The sequence below is a fragment of the Pectobacterium carotovorum genome, from assembly GCF_900129615.1.
GTDB classification, from domain to species: domain Bacteria; phylum Pseudomonadota; class Gammaproteobacteria; order Enterobacterales; family Enterobacteriaceae; genus Pectobacterium; species Pectobacterium carotovorum.
This window is the reverse complement of sequence record NZ_FQWI01000002.1, coordinates 108,181-125,975: the sequence shown is the minus strand read 5'-3', so window position 1 is coordinate 125,975 and position 17,795 is coordinate 108,181. Positions and strand designations below refer to the sequence as shown.

Annotated in this window: 15 protein-coding genes; 8 read left to right on the top strand and 7 right to left on the bottom strand. The window is 53.3% G+C overall.

Translation table 11 applies throughout. The features are described 5' to 3' along the window. Window positions 1-47 precede the first annotated feature (47 nt). On the bottom strand, window positions 48-473 hold the full coding sequence (gene exbD / locus BUB06_RS04850) for a TonB system transport protein ExbD (RefSeq protein WP_010280259.1): 426 nt from the start codon (window positions 471-473) through the stop codon (window positions 48-50). A 3-nt stretch (window positions 474-476) separates the two neighbouring features. After that, window positions 477-1,487, bottom strand: coding sequence for a tol-pal system-associated acyl-CoA thioesterase (exbB, locus tag BUB06_RS04845; RefSeq protein WP_072886118.1), 1,011 nt, complete (start codon window positions 1,485-1,487; stop codon window positions 477-479). Between the two features lie 705 nt (window positions 1,488-2,192). Between exbB and BUB06_RS04840 the strand changes: the two genes are divergently transcribed. From BUB06_RS04840 to BUB06_RS04815, 5 genes are all read left to right on the top strand, one after another. Further along, a complete protein-coding gene (locus BUB06_RS04840) occupies window positions 2,193-3,170 on the top strand; it encodes a TRAP transporter substrate-binding protein (protein ID WP_039470381.1) in 978 nt (325 codons plus the stop codon). A gap of 114 nt (window positions 3,171-3,284) precedes the next feature. Further along, a complete protein-coding gene (locus BUB06_RS04835) occupies window positions 3,285-3,791 on the top strand; it encodes a TRAP transporter small permease (protein WP_010297521.1) in 507 nt (168 codons plus the stop codon). 15 nt (window positions 3,792-3,806) lie between these two features. After that, window positions 3,807-5,099: a TRAP transporter large permease gene (locus BUB06_RS04830; RefSeq protein ID WP_010297517.1), complete on the top strand. Its 1,293-nt coding sequence runs from the start codon at window positions 3,807-3,809 to the stop codon at window positions 5,097-5,099. A gap of 262 nt (window positions 5,100-5,361) precedes the next feature. Next, window positions 5,362-6,552 carry a cystathionine beta-lyase gene (metC, locus tag BUB06_RS04825; RefSeq protein ID WP_010297513.1) on the top strand — a complete coding sequence of 397 codons (1,191 nt, stop codon included), beginning with the start codon at window positions 5,362-5,364 and terminating at the stop codon, window positions 6,550-6,552. 464 nt (window positions 6,553-7,016) lie between these two features. Then, a complete protein-coding gene (locus BUB06_RS04815) occupies window positions 7,017-7,676 on the top strand; it encodes a DedA family protein (protein ID WP_039470380.1) in 660 nt (219 codons plus the stop codon). Between the two features lie 30 nt (window positions 7,677-7,706). Here BUB06_RS04815 and BUB06_RS04810 read toward each other — a convergent pair whose 3' ends face one another. Next, complete coding sequence (locus tag BUB06_RS04810; protein ID WP_039470378.1) at window positions 7,707-8,717, bottom strand: AraC family transcriptional regulator; 1,011 nt, start codon at window positions 8,715-8,717, stop codon at window positions 7,707-7,709. 232 nt (window positions 8,718-8,949) lie between these two features. Here BUB06_RS04810 and BUB06_RS04805 point away from each other — a divergent pair, with 232 nt between their 5' ends. From BUB06_RS04805 to dkgA, 3 genes are all read left to right on the top strand, one after another. Continuing rightward, window positions 8,950-9,690 carry an NADPH-dependent oxidoreductase gene (locus tag BUB06_RS04805; RefSeq protein WP_010297504.1) on the top strand — a complete coding sequence of 247 codons (741 nt, stop codon included), beginning with the start codon at window positions 8,950-8,952 and terminating at the stop codon, window positions 9,688-9,690. Window positions 9,691-9,693: 3 nt separating this feature from the next. Next, window positions 9,694-10,857, top strand: a complete 1,164-nt coding sequence (yqhD, locus tag BUB06_RS04800; RefSeq protein ID WP_039470377.1) for an alcohol dehydrogenase — start codon at window positions 9,694-9,696, stop codon at window positions 10,855-10,857. Window positions 10,858-11,139: 282 nt separating this feature from the next. Continuing rightward, on the top strand, window positions 11,140-11,967 hold the full coding sequence (gene dkgA / locus BUB06_RS04795; RefSeq protein ID WP_039470376.1) for a 2,5-didehydrogluconate reductase DkgA: 828 nt from the start codon (window positions 11,140-11,142) through the stop codon (window positions 11,965-11,967). Between the two features lie 49 nt (window positions 11,968-12,016). On the opposite strand, the gene BUB06_RS04790 is transcribed toward dkgA, so the two are convergent. The 4 genes from BUB06_RS04790 to parC all read right to left on the bottom strand — a co-directional run bounded on the left by BUB06_RS04790 (window position 12,017) and on the right by parC (window position 17,768). Then, a complete protein-coding gene (locus BUB06_RS04790; protein ID WP_039470374.1) occupies window positions 12,017-12,754 on the bottom strand; it encodes a GntR family transcriptional regulator in 738 nt (245 codons plus the stop codon). Between the two features lie 340 nt (window positions 12,755-13,094). Next, entirely contained in the window at window positions 13,095-14,510 is a 1,416-nt protein-coding gene (gene ftsP, locus BUB06_RS04785; RefSeq protein WP_039470373.1) for a cell division protein FtsP, read from the bottom strand. Between the two features lie 99 nt (window positions 14,511-14,609). Beyond that, window positions 14,610-15,347: a 1-acylglycerol-3-phosphate O-acyltransferase gene (locus BUB06_RS04780; protein ID WP_010297481.1), complete on the bottom strand. Its 738-nt coding sequence runs from the start codon at window positions 15,345-15,347 to the stop codon at window positions 14,610-14,612. Window positions 15,348-15,497: 150 nt separating this feature from the next. Further along, window positions 15,498-17,768, bottom strand: a complete 2,271-nt coding sequence (gene parC / locus BUB06_RS04775) for a DNA topoisomerase IV subunit A (protein ID WP_010297477.1) — start codon at window positions 17,766-17,768, stop codon at window positions 15,498-15,500. Window positions 17,769-17,795: the final 27 nt, after the last annotated feature.

The following is a 17,795-nucleotide window of genomic DNA, read 5'->3' as shown; positions in this document are numbered from 1 at the left end:
CGCGGTTTGAACGCCCGCATTCCTTCTTACAACACAACCCTCAGCCGTTATTTAGCGGCAGCGGTTTCCGCACCGACCAGGCCAACCTTGAGGTAGCCCGCCTTACGCAGTGAATCCATCACGCTCATGATGGTTTCATAATCGACGCTTTTATCCGCCTGGAAGAAGATGGTCGTTTCTTTATTGGCACTGGTTTTCGCATCCAGCACCTGCGCCAGCGACTGCTCGCTAACCACCTCTTCCCCCAGGAACATTTGCTTATCTGCTTTTACCGTCAGATAAAGCGGTTTTTCCGGCCGCGGCTGTGGTGCTGCCGATGAGGCTGGCAGATCGACACGAATGTCTACCGTTGCCAGCGGGGCCGCCACCATGAAGATAATCAGCAGAACCAGCATGACGTCAATGAACGGCGTGACGTTAATGTCATGCATTTCACCGTCATCACTCACGTCCTCCTTCAAATGCATCGCCATGACTTAACCCACCCGCAGTTTATGCGCTGCTGAAGACGCCCGGTTATCGTTGCTGGCAGCCACGTCGAGATCGCGACTTTGCAGCAGCAGCACTTGTGCAGCCACATCGCCGACCATCGCTTTGTAGCTGGCAATCGAGCGAGCAAAGACGTTATAGATGACAACCGCAGGAATCGCCGCAACCAGGCCAATCGCCGTCGCCAGCAGGGCTTCTGCGATCCCTGGTGCCACTACCGCCAGATTGGTGGTTTGCGTCTGTGCGATACCGATGAAGCTGTTCATGATGCCCCATACCGTACCGAACAGCCCCACGAACGGGGCAACCGCGCCGACCGTCGCCAGATAACCGTTACCACGCCCCATGTGACGCCCGGTAGCCGCTACGCGACGTTCCAGACGAAACGCGGTGCGCTCTTTAATTCCGTTGTTGTCATCGGAACGTGCGGAAAGCTCCAGTTCGTTCTGCGCATCGACCAGCAGTTGCTGTGCAACGCTGCCTGCTTTGAACGCGTCCGCGGTTTCCAGCGCGTCGTCCAGCGTTTTCGCCTGTTCCAACGCCAGATACTCACGGCGCAGACGGCGTTTCGCACCAGACATCTCAACGCTTTTACTGAAGAAGATCGCCCAGGTAATCACGGAGGCCAGCAGCAAACCGATCATCACCGTTTTCACGACGGCATCGGCGTGCTGGTACATACCCCAGACGGACAAATCGGTTTTCATCAGGTTATTGGTGCCCGGTGCCGCACTGGCAGGCAGCGCGAGTGCTGACGCTGGTGCCTGCGCATCGGTCGTCACAGGAGCGGAAGGCGACGCAGCAGCAGGTTGAACGGCTGGTGCTGCATTCTCTGTCGATAACGGTGCAGTTGCCGGAGCCGCAAACGCATTTCCACTTAGTCCTGCCGTACACAGCAGGATAACCAGCACGCTACGGGAAAATGCGCTGAGCGCGCCACGTTTTTTTTGCCAGGTTGATAACACCTGTTGAGTTGTATTACTGACAGCCGTCTTCACGCTGTGCCTCCACCATTCGTTCTGTACAATCATCTGTTCTGTACAATCATCTGTTCTGTACAATATCCGCACATATTCGCAGGTATAATGCCGCAATAACGCAGCCTGAAATGATACCAAACCCTGAACGAATTGATAGTCGTTCTCATTATTATTTACATCAGATAACGCACTTTCCTTGCGCTTTGACAGGATTTCAGAGGGTATTGCTCGCACATCGGCAGGAAAAGCATAAGAACGACAAGAAAAATAGCATTCAGGAATATATCAGGCAGGAGATCCCCCTAAAACACGGTGCGATAACCAAGATTTTTACGATCGGCTTTTTGTGATCAACATTAAGTTATCACACCATTTAATGGTAGCTGGCGATAAGTTTAATGAAATAAATAGATACATATGTACATAATAAGATAAATAAAAACACCAAGTTACGTATATTCCTATAAGTCAAATAGGAATAAAGTCCATATAAAACAGCATTTCATATTAGCTTTTTCTTTTGTGACACGAGTCATTCTACGAAGTTGTATAATAGGTTAGCTTAACTCGCAGAGAATACTGACTCACGCCACAATAATATGTAATAGGCGGTCGTCTTCTCATCATTAAACCCACTCTTCATTACGCTATTTTTCATGGGTTTATATTTTTAAATCACCATTTGATTATCGATAATGTCACCCCACCTCTGGAGATAATTCAATGAAGCTGTCGAAAACATTGATCGGCGTTTGTCTGGGTTCTACTGCACTCCTGATGAGCCAAGCGATTCAGGCACAACAAATTAAAGCCTCTGATGTTCACCCTGAAGGTTATCCTAATGTCGTCGCCGTTCAGAAAATGGGAGAGAAATTAAAAGCCGCTACAAATGGCAGGCTGGAAATTAAAACCTTCCCCGGCGGGGTATTGGGTGATGAGAAACAAATGATTGAGCAGGCGCAGCTCGGCGCGATTGATATTATCCGTGTATCAATGACGCCTGTTGCGGCAATTTTACCGGAAATAGAAGTCTTCACGCTGCCCTATATTTTCCGTGATGAAGATCATCTGCATAAAGTGCTGGATGGAAAAATCGGTCAGGAAATTGGTGACAAGATTACCCATAGCAGTAAATCAAAATTGGTTTTTCTGGGCTGGATGGATGCGGGAACGCGTAACTTAATCACCAAGGAACCGGTGGTGAAACCAGAAGACCTCAAGGGCATGAAAATTCGCGTACAGGGTAGTCCAGTCGCGCTGGCCACGCTAAAAGCGATGGGGGCCAACTCGATTGCCATGGGCGTCAGTGAAGTCTTCAGCGGCATGCAAACCGGCGTGATTGACGGCACCGAAAATAACCCACCAACGTTTGTCGCACACAACTACCTGCCTGTCGTGAAAAACTATACCTGGAGCCGCCACTTCATTATTCCTGAGCTGTTCCTGTATTCCAAAGCCAAATGGGACAAACTTTCTAAAGAGGATCAGGATCTTATCCTGAAGCTGGCGAAAGAAGCGCAGCAGGAACAGCGCGTACTGTGGAAAGAATATACGCAGCAATCTCTGGATAAAATGAAAGCCGGCGGCGTTCAGTTCCATGACATTGATACCGAGTACTATTTTAAAGCCACGCAACCCGTCCGCGATCAGTTTGGTGCCAAATATCAGGATCTGATTAAAGCCGTCGCCGACGTCCAATAATCAGTACCTCATCTCAGCGGATAAATAGCCTGCTATTTATCCGCCACCATTAATAGCCTGATATCAACAATGATCCTTTGCTTATCACCCAGCGAAGTGAGTATAGGTGGAAAAATGGCACAGTCTTATCTTTCCAGCATGGATGTACTCTATCGTATTGCCATGTGGGTTTCTGGTCTGGCGTTATTAATTATGACGCTTGTTATTCCTGTCGGTATATTCGCACGCTATGTTTTAAATGCCGCGTTATCCTGGCCAGAACCCATTTCAATTATTTGTATGGTGACGTTTACTTTTGTCGGCGCCGCCGTCAGTTACCGTTCCAACTCACATATTGCCGTCAGCATGTTGACCGACAGATTGCCAGAAACTGGTAAGAAGGTTTGCGTTCATCTGGCGAACCTCCTGATGCTGTTAATCAGCCTGTTTATTCTCTATTACAGCACCGTGCTCTGCATGGAATTATGGGAACAGCCCGTCGCGGAGTTTCCCTTATTAACCGCAGGTGAAAGTTATTTGCCGCTGCCTATTGGCTCATTCATCACCGTGCTGTTCATCATCGAAAAAATGTTTTTCGGCCCGCAGGATAAACGCCCTGTGGTAATGCTTGGCAGTTCTTAATTCGGAGCCAATACCATGGATGCATTTATTCTGATTGCCACGCTGGCCGTGCTGCTGGCGGTCGGCGTTCCCGTCGCCTACGCGGTAGGGTTGAGCGCGATTGTTGGGGCTTTCTGGATCGATCTGCCACTTGAGGCGGTGATGATCCAGATTACCAACGGCGTAAACAAATTTTCGCTGCTGGCAATCCCCTTCTTCATTCTGGCCGGTGCCATTATGGCCGAAGGCGGCATCGCCCGTCGGCTGGTCAGCTTCGCGTATATTTTTGTCGGCTTTATTCGCGGCGGCTTATCGCTGGTTAACATCGTCGCATCAACATTTTTTGGTGCAATATCCGGTTCTTCCGTGGCAGACACCGCCTCTATCGGTTCGGTGATGATCCCGGAAATGGAGAAGAAAGGTTATCCACGCGACTTCTCCGCTGCCGTCACCGCCAGTGGCTCCGTGCAGGCGATTTTGACACCGCCGAGCCACAACTCCGTGATCTACTCGCTGGCAACCGGCGGTACGGTTTCCATTGCTTCGCTGTTTATTGCAGGGATCCTGCCTGGCCTGCTGCTCAGCCTGACCCTGATGGTGATGTGCGTCGGTTTCGCACATCGGCGCGGTTATCCAAAAGGCGAACGCGTACCGTTCCGTCAGGCACTGAAAATCTTTGTCGATACCCTGTGGGGATTGATGACCGTCGTCATCATCATGGGCGGGATCCTGTCCGGCATTTTCACCGCAACCGAGTCTGCGGCCATCGCCTGCCTATGGTCCTTCTTCGTGACCATGTTTATCTACAAAGACTATAAATGGTCAGAACTGCCCAAGCTGATGTACCGCACGGTAAAAACTGTCACGATCGTGATGATCTTGATCGGCTTCGCCGCCGCGTTCGGTGCCATCATGACCTACATGCAGCTGCCGAGCCGCATTACCGAGTTTTTCACCTCTATTTCGGATAACAAGTACGTCATCCTGATGTGGATTAACATCATGTTGCTGCTACTGGGCACGCTGATGGACATGGCACCGCTGATCCTGATCCTGACGCCCGTTTTGCTGCCCGTCGCCCTCTCGCTCGGCATCGATCCGGTACATTTCGGCATGATCATGCTGGTGAACCTTGGGATCGGCCTGATTACACCGCCGGTGGGGTCGGTGCTTTTCGTCGCCAGTGCGGTGAGTAAACAGAAGATAGAACAGGTGGTTAAAGCGATGCTGCCCTTCTACTGTGGACTTTTCTTTGTGCTGATGCTAGTCACCTATATTCCGGCCATCTCGCTCTGGCTGCCAAAATTCTTTGGCGTCCATACGGGTTAACGCACACCCAATTGCGCCATGTCGTTCAACAATGTAGAACAACATGGCGCTTTCCCTGCATTTTCTTCCTGAAATGTTTTCATTTACACCCGATCTTATCCCACTCAAGCCCACACGCCGCCCAAGCCGTGATAACGTAGCCCCCATCAATCGAACGCTTATAAATCCAATCATGCCCCCGCGATTCCCCACCGTTCACTGTCGGGAATCGTCGGCGTAGTGAGTCATCCGGCAGGACTGAACAGAAAAGGTGATAGTGGTTATGACAAGCAAAAAAACGGCAACAGCATTAGTCGCCGCAGGACGCAGCAAGAAATTCACCCACGGCTCCGTCAACCCCGTTATTCAGCGCGCATCCTCTTTGGTATTCGATACCGTACAGGACAAAAAACACGCCACCATTAACAGAGCTAAAGGCGCGCTGTTCTATGGTCGTCGTGGCACGCTGACCCATTTCTCGCTTCAGGAAGCGATGGTGGAACTGGAAGGCGGCGTAGGCTGTGTGTTGTACCCGTGCGGTGCAGCGGCTATCTCTAACGCGATTCTCTCTTTCGTCTCAGCAGGCGATCATGTGCTGGTGACCGGTTCAGCCTATGAACCCACGCAGGATTTCTGTAATAAAGTCCTCAGCAAGCTGAACGTCAGCACCACCTACTTTAACCCGCTGATCGGTGCCGGTATTGCCGAGCTGATCCAGCCTAATACCAAAGTCGTGTTTCTCGAATCGCCCGGCTCCATCACGATGGAAGTACACGATGTACCCGCCATCGTACAAGCCGTGCGCCGCATCAACCCCGACATTATTGTCATGATTGATAACACCTGGGCGGCAGGTATTTTATTCAGGGCATTCGACTTTGATATTGATATCTCTATTCAGTCCGCCACCAAATATATCGTCGGCCATTCCGATGCCATGATAGGCACGGCGGTCGCTAACGAACGCTGCTGGGCACAGCTGCGTGAACACTCTTACCTGATGGGACAAATGGTCGATGCCGATACCGCCTATGTCGCCAGCCGTGGCCTGCGCACATTGGGCGTTAGACTCAAGCAGCATCAGGAAAGCAGCATCCGCATTGCAAAATGGCTAGCGGAGCAACCCGAAGTCGCGGTGGTTAACCACCCGGCCTTACCAGAGTGCAAAGGGCATGAATTCTACGTACGCGACTTTAAGGGCTGCAACGGCTTGTTCTCTTTTGTGCTGAAAGAGAAATTGAGCAAAGAAGCGTTGGCGAACTATCTGGACAATTTTGAGCACTTCAGCATGGCGTACTCCTGGGGCGGCTTTGAGTCGTTGATTCTGGCGAATCAACCGGAAGATCTGGCCGCCATCCGCCCTGTTGGCGGTGTGGATTTTACCGGCACACTTATTCGGTTACATATTGGGCTTGAAGACAGTGACGATCTAATTGACGATCTGGCCGCCGGTTTCAGCAGGCTGAGCGCTTAGTCTGGCAAGGCGTCAGCAAGCTCACTGCTGCCAAACGACAGGAAAAGAAATTAGGCAGGAAATAAAATATAGAAAGTGTGACGGCCATAAAACCGCCGCATCTTGATTTCCCCTGCGGCACGGTGGGTAATGCGTTATGATGATCATGAGTCAACGCTTACCAAAAACTGCGTTACCTTAACCAAAATTAAGCATTAAGCCCTGCCGCATTCTCATCACGCGGCAAGGCGTTTTGCCCCATATACCCTAAATAATTCGAGTTGCATGAAGGCGGCGACGCAGTGAATTCCCAGGAGCTTACTCAAGTAAGTGACTGGGGTGAACGAAGGAAGCCAACGCGTATGCAGCTTGAAGTATGACGGGTAGACTGATTTTAGGGCTTGATAGGCAGTAGATTTCAGGTAGCCCAGCGTTCCACGCCGCAGCCTGAGAGATAGTGAATATCGTCACTGGCGGGAAGTAATATGAGTGTGGTTCACGACATTATTCAGGCGCTCTGGCAGCAGGATTTTAGTGCACTGGCCGATCCCCACGTCGTTTGGGTGGTTTACGGCATTCTGTTCACAACGCTATTTCTGGAGAATGGCCTGCTCCCTGCCTCTTTTCTGCCTGGCGATAGCCTATTGCTGCTCACGGGTGCCATGATTGCCAAAGGCGTGATGAGCTTTTTCCCTACGATGATTCTGCTCACCATCGCCGCCAGCCTCGGCTGCTGGCTCAGCTACCTTCAGGGGCGCTGGCTAAGCGATACCCGGTTGGTAAAAGGCTGGCTGTTACAGCTTCCCGCCCATTACCACCAGCGCGCCTATCACCTGTTCCACCAGCACGGTCTGGCAGCGCTGCTGGTTGGTCGCTTTTTAGCGTTTATCCGCACACTGCTGCCAACGATGGCGGGGATTTCGGGGTTAAACAATACGCGCTTTCAGATTTTCAACTGGCTCAGTGGGCTGCTGTGGGTCGGTGGGATTGTCACGCTCGGCTATGCGCTCAGCCACATTCCGTTGGTCAAACGCTATGAAGATCAGGTGATGACCGCGCTGATCCTGCTCCCGATTATTTTGCTGGTGAGCGGCCTGATCGGCATGGCTATCGTGGTGTGGCGCAAAAAACGTGCGGTCGCCTAAATCGGGCAACGGCACGCTTTCTTCACGTCTTCAGCTTTCTTCAACCACCATGTTACTGGCCTTTACTCTTGTGACTTCATCGCTCGGCGTCGCACCGAAATAGCGCTTAAATTCCCGGCTAAACTGCGACACGCTCTCATACCCGACGCGAGCCGCCGCAACGCCCGCCCTCAGCCCTTCGTTGATCATCATCACGCGCGCTTTATGCAAGCGGTAGGATTTCAGGTACTGCAACGGCGATGTGTTGGTGACGGCCTTAAAGTTATGATGAAACGCCGAGACGCTCATGTTCACTTCAGACGCCAGCTGTTCCACATTCAGGCTATCGGCATAGTGGTTTTCAATACGTCGCAGAGACTTGGCTATCTGGCTGAAGTGCGTGTGTCGATTCACCAACGCCTGTAACGCCGCACCGCGTTCGCCGCAGAGCATATGATAGATAATCTCGCGCACAATCGCCGGGCCCAGCACGCGGGCATCACGCGGGTTATTCATCGCATCCAGCAGCCGCTCAACGGCACACAGAATCTCATCGGTCAGCGGCGCGCTGTTCACCCCACACGTGCAGGAACAGGGGCGGATCGCGCTGTCGTCGTCACCGATGTCGATCAGCAAATCCTGAAGCATCTGGATATCGATACGGATCGCCATCCCCACCAGCGGGTGTTCAGCGCTGGCTATCGTTTCACATTCGAACGGCAGCGGCACGGTCATCAACAGGTAGTTTTCTGGGTCATACTGGAAGGTTTTTCCGCCCAGATAGCCAATCTTTTGACCCTGAAAAATGATGACAATCGTCGGTTCATACATCACCGGCACACGCGGATGATGCTGTTCCGTATACAGAATCCTGACCTGCGGGACGAGCGACGGCGTGGCCCAGCTTTTAGCTGAACAGCGTATTGCCTGCTGCACGATGCGCTGCCGCACCGTCTGTTGCGGCTCAATCTGTTGTAACTCAATCTGTTGCAGCTCTGCCTGTTTCTGAACAAGCCGCTCACATTGGCTTTCTGTCGACATACCTTGGCGTTCCGTCAACATATATGGGGTCTGCGTCAAAATCGTGTTCTCTCGCTACGGGTTCACTTTTCCTGCCCGAAGCCTCTCTCCTGACAGAAGAAACAAAATGACATACCTGCGAATTATTATCACCCTTTTCTCCTATATTTTGGAGAAATAGGCAACAACCAAACAGAAATGTGCATTGAACGCCTTACGTAGGTTGATGACAATATTGAGCATACCGCTATCCCCTCACCCCACGGGAAAAGACATGAATAAAACGATTGAGCTGTTCACCTCACACCGCAGTGAACGTAGCTATCTTGATAAAGCGATTCCCGATGACGTGCTGGATGCCATTATTCAGTCCGCCCATCTGGCACCAACATCCGTAAACTCTCAGCAGGTCTCGCTCATCGTCACCCGCGACCCGGAACGCAAAGCACGCATTGCCGAATTGGCTGGCGGCCAGCCGTGGATTGCCCAAGCACCCGTCTTCATTACCGTGGTGCTGGATATGCATAAAACGCAGGTCGGGATTGCCATGAGCGACAAGCAGCAGCACGCGCATGAAAGCCTTGAAAGCCTGATTTCCGGCACAACGGATGTTGGCATCGCGCTCGGCACGCTGATGGCCGCCGCACGCTCATTTGGGCTGGGCATTGTCCCGATTGGCGGCATTCGTCGCGACCCGCAGGCGATGATCGACTTTCTGGAACTTCCTGAACTGACGTTCCCCGTTGCAGGCGTCGCTATCGGCTATGTCGATACCCCAGCGCATCAGAAACCGCGCCTGCCGCTGAACTCATTCCGCCATGATGAAACCTATCATCAGGACGTTCTGCCTGCGGCGATTGAGCAATATAACCAAACGCTGGTGGCACACTGGCAGCAAGCCGGTCGCGCAGATGGCGACAACTGGGGTGACAACACCGCCAGTTACTATCAGCACATCTACTTCCCAAAAGTCTTGCCCGCGATCCTCCAACAGGGCTTTAAACTGGACAAATAACCTATGCTGAATTTCACACTCCATACCCCTACCAAGATTTTGTTTGGCGAAGGCCAGATTGCTGAATTAGGCAAAGAAATTCCTGCCGATGCCCGCATCCTCATTACCTACGGCGGCGGCAGCGTGAAGCACAATGGCGTGCTGGATCAGGTCTATCGCGCCTTAGAAGGCCGCAACGTACGCGAATTTGCCGGCATTGAACCGAACCCGACTTACGAAACGCTAATGAAAGCCGTTGAGGTCGTCCGGGCGGAGAAGATTGACTTCCTGCTGGCGGTTGGCGGTGGCTCTGTGGTTGATGGCACGAAATTTATCGCTGCCGCCGCAGACTATCAGGCCGCACAGGACCCGTGGCATATTCTGCAAACCGGTGGGGCGGAAATCGATCGCGGTGTCGCGCTGGCGGCCGTGCTCACCCTGCCTGCGACCGGTTCGGAATCCAACAACGGCGCGGTCATCACTCGCAAATCGACCAACGATAAACTCGCTTTCCGCTCACGCCACACGCAGCCGCTTTTCGCGGTGCTCGACCCGGTCGTGACGTACACCCTGCCCGCTCGCCAGATCGCGAACGGCGTGGTTGATGCCTTCGTTCACACCGTTGAGCAGTACCTGACGTATTCCGTCGATGCCAAAGTACAGGATCGTTTTGCGGAAGGTTTACTGCTGACGCTGGTTGAAGAAGGCCCGCGCGCGCTGGCTGAACCGGAGAACTACAAGGTCAGAGCTAACGTAATGTGGAGCGCGACCATGGCGTTGAACGGCCTGATTGGCGCAGGCGTGCCGCAGGACTGGTCAACCCACATGCTGGGACACGAATTAACGGCGCTGCACGGTCTTGACCATGCCCAGACGCTGGCTATCGTTCTGCCTGCCATGCTGGCGGCAAGAAAAGACCAGAAGCGTGACAAGCTGCTGCAATACGCCGAGCGCGTCTGGAACCTGCGTGACGGTAGCGAAGATCAGCGCATCGACGGCGCGATTGCCGCCACGCGTGACTTCTTCGAGAAAATGGGCGTGCCGACCCGTATGTCTGACTATCAGTTGGATGGCAGCTCCATTCCAACGCTGGTCGCCAAACTCAGCGAGCACGGCTTGACTGCTCTGGGCGAGCATCGCGACATTACGCTGGAAGAAAGCCAGAAGATTTATGAGGCGGCGCGTTAAGCCCCTCTAATCCCCATCCTTCGAGTGACAGGAGAAAATGCCACCGGTTAAACAACGCCTATATCAGATGATATACCCTCAATGCTGTGTCTGTTAAAGGGAGCCAACCGGCTCCCTTTATCATCAGGCAATGTATAACTGACGAATTTTTCTACTAGAATGAAATCATATGCCTGTTCCTGCTAGGGATCACGTTCCGCTATGTCCGTGATATGAACAGGTCGCCCATCCAGTTAACCCTATGATACGTTTATGGATTAACGGATATAAAAGGAGAATGAGATGACGCAACCGAAAGTTAAGCTGGCGGACGGCAATATCATGCCCCAGTTGGGCCTTGGTGTCTGGCGAGCAAGCAGTGAGGACACGGTGATCGCTGTGACTGAGGCTTTGTCCATCGGTTATCGGGCGATCGATACCGCCGCGATTTATAAGAACGAGGAGGCCGTTGGTCAGGCACTGAGTTCCGCGAACCTGCCGCGTGAAGAGGTGTTCATCACCACCAAACTCTGGAATGGCGATCATACCGATCCCCAAAAAGCACTGGAAGAGAGCCTGAGAAAACTTCGGTTAGATTATATCGATCTCTACCTGATTCACTGGCCGCTCCCGCAACAGAATACCTTCGTGGATGCCTGGCGTGGACTCATCAAACTCCAGGAACAAGGTCTGGCGAAAAGTATCGGCGTCAGTAATTTCCATACTCACCACTTACAGCGGCTAAAAGAAGAAACGGGCGTCTTGCCGGTCATCGATCAGGTCGAGCTGCACCCTCTTCTCCAGCAAAAGCAGCTTCATTCCTGGAACGCCACGCATCATATCCAGACGGAATCCTGGAGCCCACTGGCGCAGGGTGGCGAAGGCGTCTTCGACCATCCCATTATCCGTAAACTGGCGAGCAAATACGGGAAAACGCCGGCACAGATCGTGATCCGCTGGCATCTGGACAGCGGGCTGGTGGTGATTCCTAAATCGGTGACGCCTGCACGCATCAAGGAAAACTTCGAGGTGTTTGATTTCCGTCTGGATAAAGACGAACTGGGGGAAATTGCCAAGCTGGACAGCGGGAAGCGTCTGGGCTCGGACCCTGATGAACCGAGAAACGACTAAGAGCTAAGCCACCGTCAATGCCAGCCTTCACCGGGCTGGCATTGTTCTTCTAATCGGCAAACTGAATCTCATACACATCGCTACGGCAATGTGCTTCGCTGTATTCCAGCAGTTCACCCCGTTCGTTATAAACATGCAGTTGGCAGTACAGCGCAGGTGCCTCCGCCGCAATACCAAGAAGCGCAGCGATGTCTGCCTTACAGGCAATCGCTTTGAAACGATAGCGTTTTTTGTCCGGTGTGATGCCACGCGTCACCCAATATTGATAGAGAGATTGCTCAAGCGCTTCCGGGTCGGGTAGGAATTTTTGCGGTATCCAAGTCGTTTCCAGGGAAACAGGCTCGCCATTGCTGAGCCGGACGCGTCGCAGATAAGTGACGGCCTCGCCTTCCGGCAGAGACATTTTTGCGGCGATGGCAGCAGGCGGAACCTGTATTGCCTTTTCTAACCAAAGGCTGCCAGCAACGCCGCCTTGTTTCAATATCAGCGCGGTGAACCCTTCATCCTCAGCGCTCAACGCGTAGTTAAGCCGTTGAGCCACACGGGTTCCCACACCTTGCTGGCGCACAATCAGCCCTTTTTCTTCCAGCAGTGACAGGGAACGGGAAACCGTTACGCGCGATAATCCCAATTGCTGCGCAATCAGCCTTTCGGCGGGTAAGAACTGGCCGGATAACGTCTTACGGCGGCCGATTTCTGATTCAAGCAACGACGCGAGCTGCATGTAGCGAGGCGCCGATGGCGCTCCAGCCAGCTGATCCCTGACCCAAAGCAGTAATTCCCGCATAGTGCTGCCCTTTTAATGACGCAGCGTTCTGGCTGCGTACAGGTTAAAACAGAAAGTGAACCTGATTTCATAGCGAAACGAAACGCTCTGACTCTGACATTGTTGTAATAAAAAATGTTCTTTTAGCACCAATCAGACCCGGAACGGTACGCGACGCAAAACGCCATTCACCCTTAATTAATAGCAACATCAATATATAAGGTATCGTCCGCACGCCTTCGCATCTTTAATTTTGGTTTGTCTGAATAGAGGTGGATCACATTAAGAAACAGATAAGCATCGCCGTCACATTTGTCACGGCGGGGGGTAACGCGGAGAAGCTGGCAGGCTATGGGTCGGTTTACATCGCAGATTGTACGATGAGCTGCCCCGTCGAGCCGCGATCGGCCAGTTCCAACGTCTGGCTGTAATACAGGAAAGGGAACGCCATTGAAGAAGGCTGCGTGAAATAAACCAGCAGCTCGACATCGCTATCTACCCACACCGTATCTTTCCAGCCGCTGTCTTCCACCGCTGGCGGACGACCATTCGCGCTGCGCACCAGGAATTTTACGCCCTGAATGTGGAAAGCCTGCGGCGTGTCGGCGTGGATAATCCAGCGCTCACAGCGGCCAAGCTGAGTTTGTACATCGGCCCGCGTCATGTCCCACATCGCGCCGTTGATGCCGGGCAGACTGTCCCCCAGACGGAACTCACGCGTGCGACTGATGCTGCCTTCAATGATGTTGTCGGCCAGCAAACGCATCGGCAGGTTGTCCGTGACTAATGGCAACAGCCCGGTCGGCTTCAGCGTGAGTATTTGCGTCGAAATCAGGATGCTGGACGGCTCAAACAACCCGCGCAGACGATCCATAATCCCTGCCGACTCGCCAGCCGTCAGCGTGACCTCTTCGCCTTGCGACATATCGATCAGAATTTCGCGTCGTTCGCCGGGCGCGAGAGAAAGCTGGTTCACCGCCATTGGTGCCGGTAATAGCCCTTGATCGCTGGCGATTACATGCATCGCCCGGCCATCGCTCAGCCGCATCACATAGCGCCGGGAGTTCGACGCGTTCAGCAATCTCAGGCGAACCCAGCCACGGGACACTTCAACAAAGGGATTTTGCACGCCGTTGACGAGCAGCGAGTCCCCCACAAATCCGCCGTTAGAAGGCGGGTTATAGAGAGGGACACCAAAGTTATCCAGCCGTTTATCCTGAATAATCAATGGGAAATCATCAACGCCATAGTGATTGGGAAGCGGCAGGGATTTACTGGCGCTGTCTTCCACCAGCCATAGCCCAGCTAGCCCGTTATAGATATGCGGGGCCATGCGGTTCGGCGTATTGGCATGATACCAGCAGGTCGCCGCTGGCTGACGAACGGGCAATACTGGTGACCAGTCGGTTCCAGGAGAAATGATGCGAGCCGCACCGCCCATCAGCGGCCCCGGCACCTGCAAGCCGCCGATCGTCATCGCGACAGGCTCATTCAGGCGGTTACTGTAAATCAGCTTAACGTCATCGCCGTCATACACCCGCACCGTCGGCCCCAGATAATGGCCGTTGATTCCCCAAACTGAGGTCTTACGGTCGCCGGAAAATGCCCAATGGGCACGCTGCATGGTCAGAAAAAGCGGCTGGCCTCGGCGCGACTCCAGTAATGGCGGTATCGGCAATGCGGCGGGGTTCCCACTGGCTTTGGCTGCCAGTGGCGTCATACCCGCACATAACGCAAGGCCCGATGCCTGAATAAACTGACGTCGGCTGAGTGACATAATGACTCCGTAAATCCATTAACCGTAAGCAAAGTTTAACTTCCGATTCGTTCTTGAATAGACAATCGGAAGAAATAATCGCGTAACCCGAGGGAAAACTTATTTTTTGTTTGCTGCTTCGCGCGCCGCCACTTCCGCATCCAGCTCCGCAATCTTGGCAGCCATCACATCATGGCAGTGTGTCGCCAGTTCGCGAACCTGCTCTTTGGTATATGCGCGGGTATCAATGGGTGGCAACATTTCGACGATAACGAGTCCGTTATTCCAGCGGTTCAACTTCACCTTGTTGCTGGTCGTGGAAACGCAAATCGGCACAATCGGCACTTCTGCGCTAATCGCGGCATGAAAGGCACCGGTTTTGAATGGCAGCAGGCCGCGTCCACGGCTGCGAGTACCTTCGGGGAACATCCAGATAGACGTGTTACGCTCTTTAATATGCTTCACGACCTGGGCAATGGTGCCATGCGCTTTAGTGCGGTTTTCACGGTCAATCAGCAAGTTACCCGTCAGCCAATAAAGCGGCCCGAAGAACGGGATCCACAGCAGGCTTTTCTTGCCCACGGTAACAGTACGAGGCTGAACTGCGCTGGATACCGTGACCATATCGTAGTTGTTCTGATGATTCGCGATATAGATGCAGTTGCCGTAATGCGCCGCTTCTTCCGGTATCCGCATTTCTACTTTCAGGCCAAACACGACGGACAAGCGACCAAAAAGATGGCCGAAGGTCGCTACATGGCGGGGATTTCGAGGGCTGAACAGGCAGTAAAACAAGCCAAAAATACAGATCAAAATCGAAAATATAACGACAATAAAAAAACGCAAAATGGATAACATAGCAACCTCATGAGCCGACAGCCGCCGCTAGTATAGCGATTTCGCGCTAAAACACACGGTGATTCAATTTGCGACGGGATGGCAACCGGAAACTAAAGAAAGGCGGTATGACACCGCCTTTCTCAACATGCACATGACAATACGGAGGCGTTATTCTTCGCTGCTGCCGGTGCTAATTTGCTGCGGTGCATCCACCTCAATCCGGTCGATACGCTGTAGCCCACGCAGCAATGTGCCTTTCCGCCCGCGTTCGCCCTGATACTTCTGAAGCTCGTTTGGACGCAGCACCAGCTTACGCTTACCGAAGTACAGCGTGACTGAAGCCTGTGGTGGCAGCAGATACAGCCAGGTCAGACGATCTTTGCCTTCCGCAAAATCAGCCGAGGAGATAGACACAATCTTGTTGCCCTTACCTTTCGACAGCTGTGGCAGATCGGAGACAGGGAACAGCAGCATTCTGCCTGCGGCGGTGATCGCCATCAGCAGGTTATCGTCGCCTTTGATCTCGATCGGTGCCAGCGCCTTCGCATTATCCGGCAGTGTAATAATCGCTTTACCCGCGCGGTTACGCGCCACCAGATCGTTGAAGGTACAGACGAAGCCGTAGCCCGCATCGGATGCCATCAGCAGCGGCTGATCGTCCGCGGCCATCAGCACCTGTTCAATCGTCGCGCCCGGCGGCGGCGTGAGTTTGCCCGTCAGCGGCTCACCCTGACCACGTGCAGAAGGCAGCGTGATCGGATCCAGCGCATAGCTGCGGCCGGTGGAGTCAATGAACACCACAGGCTGATTGCTCTTACCTTTCGCCACAGCGCGGAAGCTATCGCCCGCTTTATAGCTCAGCCCAGTAGGATCGATGTCATGCCCTTTCGCGCTACGTACCCAGCCCATTTCTGACAGCACAATGGTAACCGGTTCGGACGGCACAAAGTCGTGCTCGCTCATCGCTTTCGCTTCGCTACGTTCACGCAGCGGCGAACGGCGATCGTCACCATAGGCTTGCGCATCTGACTGAATTTCTTTCTTAATCAGGTTGCTGAGCTTACGATCGGATGCCAGCAGCGCTTGAAGCTGATCGCGCTCTTTTGCCAGATCGTCCTGCTCACCACGGATTTTCATCTCTTCCAGCTTGGCCAAATGACGTAATTTCAGCTCAAGGATCGCTTCAGCCTGTGTTTCACTCAGGCTGAACTGGCGCATCAGAACGGGCTTCGGCTCATCTTCCGTGCGGATGATATGAATCACTTCGTCAATATTCAGGAACGCGATCAGCAAGCCTTCAAGGATATGCAGGCGCTTGAGCACTTTTTCCAGACGGTAGTTCAGACGGCGGCACACGGTGTCGCGACGGAAAACCAGCCACTCGCTCAGGATCTCGACCAGCCCTTTCACACTAGGGCGACCATCCAGACCGATCATGTTCATGTTAACGCGATAGCTCTTTTCCAGATCGGTCGTGGCAAACAGGTGGTTCATCACCTGATCCATATCGATACGGTTCGAGCGCGGCACCAGCACCAGACGGGTTGGATTCTCATGATCGGATTCATCGCGCAGGTCTTCGACCATCGGCAGCTTCTTCGCTCGCATCTGGCTGGCAATCTGCTCCAGCACTTTGGCACCGGAAACCTGATGCGGCAGCGCGGTAATCACGACATCACCGTCTTCTTTCTTCCAGACCGCACGCATACGCACTGAACCACGGCCATTCTGGTAGAGTTTGCGCACTTCATCGCGTGGCGTGATGATTTCAGCTTCCGTCGGGAAATCCGGCCCTTGAACATGCTGCAACAACTCTTCCAGCGAGGCCTTTGGGTTTTCCAGCAGCATCACGGCGGCGGCGGCGACTTCACGCACGTTGTGCGGCGGTATGTCCGTCGCCATCCCAACGGCAATCCCGGTGGTGCCGTTCAGCAGAATATTAGGCAGACGCGCAGGCAGCATCTTCGGCTCTTGCATCGTGCCATCAAAGTTCGGGGTGTAATCGACCGTGCCCTGCCCGAGCTCGGACAGCAGCAGTTCTGCATATTTGGATAACCGCGATTCGGTATAACGCATGGCGGCGAACGATTTCGGATCGTCCGGTGCCCCCCAGTTCCCCTGACCATCCACCAGCGGATAGCGGTAAGAGAACGGCTGCGCCATCAGCACCATCGCTTCATAGCAGGCGCTGTCGCCGTGCGGATGGTATTTACCCAGCACGTCACCCACGGTACGGGCAGATTTTTTAAATTTGGCGCTGGAATTCAGTCCCAGCTCGGACATCGCATACACAATGCGACGCTGCACAGGCTTCAGGCCATCGCCAATGAACGGCAATGCCCTGTCCATGATGACGTACATGGAATAATTTAGGTATGCATTTTCGGTAAACGTGCGCAGCGCAAGGCTTTCTGCGCCGTCATGAGTCATCTCACTCATTTATCTCACTTCCCTCACATCGCGGCG

What these genes read in the sequence shown, in the direction of transcription:
- exbD (WP_010280259.1), bottom strand. Translation starts at nt 473, where the DNA reads ATGGCGATGCATTTGAAGGAGGACGTGAGTGATGACGGTGAAATGCAT.
- BUB06_RS04790 (WP_039470374.1), bottom strand. Translation starts at nt 12,754, where the DNA reads ATGCGGGAATTACTGCTTTGGGTCAGGGATCAGCTGGCTGGAGCGCCA.
- BUB06_RS04815 (WP_039470380.1), top strand. Translation starts at nt 7,017, where the DNA reads ATGAGTGTGGTTCACGACATTATTCAGGCGCTCTGGCAGCAGGATTTT.
- BUB06_RS04830 (WP_010297517.1), top strand. Translation starts at nt 3,807, where the DNA reads ATGGATGCATTTATTCTGATTGCCACGCTGGCCGTGCTGCTGGCGGTC.
- BUB06_RS04810 (WP_039470378.1), bottom strand. Translation starts at nt 8,717, where the DNA reads ATGTTGACGGAACGCCAAGGTATGTCGACAGAAAGCCAATGTGAGCGG.
- BUB06_RS04805 (WP_010297504.1), top strand. Translation starts at nt 8,950, where the DNA reads ATGAATAAAACGATTGAGCTGTTCACCTCACACCGCAGTGAACGTAGC.
- BUB06_RS04835 (WP_010297521.1), top strand. Translation starts at nt 3,285, where the DNA reads ATGGCACAGTCTTATCTTTCCAGCATGGATGTACTCTATCGTATTGCC.
- BUB06_RS04840 (WP_039470381.1), top strand. Translation starts at nt 2,193, where the DNA reads ATGAAGCTGTCGAAAACATTGATCGGCGTTTGTCTGGGTTCTACTGCA.
- ftsP (WP_039470373.1), bottom strand. Translation starts at nt 14,510, where the DNA reads ATGTCACTCAGCCGACGTCAGTTTATTCAGGCATCGGGCCTTGCGTTA.
- BUB06_RS04780 (WP_010297481.1), bottom strand. Translation starts at nt 15,347, where the DNA reads ATGTTATCCATTTTGCGTTTTTTTATTGTCGTTATATTTTCGATTTTG.
- yqhD (WP_039470377.1), top strand. Translation starts at nt 9,694, where the DNA reads ATGCTGAATTTCACACTCCATACCCCTACCAAGATTTTGTTTGGCGAA.
- dkgA (WP_039470376.1), top strand. Translation starts at nt 11,140, where the DNA reads ATGACGCAACCGAAAGTTAAGCTGGCGGACGGCAATATCATGCCCCAG.
- parC (WP_010297477.1), bottom strand. Translation starts at nt 17,768, where the DNA reads ATGAGTGAGATGACTCATGACGGCGCAGAAAGCCTTGCGCTGCGCACG.
- metC (WP_010297513.1), top strand. Translation starts at nt 5,362, where the DNA reads ATGACAAGCAAAAAAACGGCAACAGCATTAGTCGCCGCAGGACGCAGC.